Origin of the sequence: Myxococcus llanfairpwllgwyngyllgogerychwyrndrobwllllantysiliogogogochensis (assembly GCF_006636215.1) — a bacterium.
Classification (GTDB): Bacteria; Myxococcota; Myxococcia; order Myxococcales; family Myxococcaceae; genus Myxococcus; species Myxococcus llanfairpwllgwyngyllgogerychwyrndrobwllllantysiliogogogochensis.
This window is the reverse complement of sequence record NZ_VIFM01000803.1, coordinates 1-434: the sequence shown is the minus strand read 5'-3', so window position 1 is coordinate 434 and position 434 is coordinate 1. Positions and strand designations below refer to the sequence as shown.

Sequence of the window (434 nt, the reverse complement as noted above, 5' to 3'; positions counted from 1 at the left end):
CTGCAGATCGACGCCGTCCAGCAGCGAGCGCACAGCCAGCTGGTCCGCGGCGAGCGTGCCGCTCCAGCGCGGCGCAGCGCGCGTGCCGGCGAGCGTGACATCGGCATCGAGCGTGCCCTGCACGCGCCATCCCGGCGGCGCCAGCGTGGACCACACGCCGATGTTCGGCAAGCGGGCGCGCGCCGTGCCTGCGAGGGGTGCGTCGGCCGGCAATTGCCAGCCCCCGTCCACCCGCGCCAGGCGCGTGGAGACTTCGGCCTGCACCTGGCCGGCGCGTTCGCTGTCCCACTGCAGGCGGGCGCGCACGGTGTCGCCTTCGGCCTGCAGGCGCAGTTCGGCGGTGCGCACGCCCGCGGCGATGCCGGGGCCCTGCGGCGTTTCGGTGGCGTCGGCCTTGGCGGCGGTGGCCCGGCCCATGCCCATGTCGGTTCCGG

Annotated in this window: 1 protein-coding gene; it reads right to left on the bottom strand. The window is 76.5% G+C overall.

Features of this window, described 5'->3' with window-relative positions; translation table 11 throughout:
- Positions 1-423, bottom strand: a 423-nt coding sequence (locus FJV41_RS57445; RefSeq protein WP_220138026.1) for a translocation/assembly module TamB domain-containing protein, incomplete at its 3' end; no start/stop codon positions are given.
- Between the last annotated feature and the right edge of the window lie 11 nt (positions 424-434).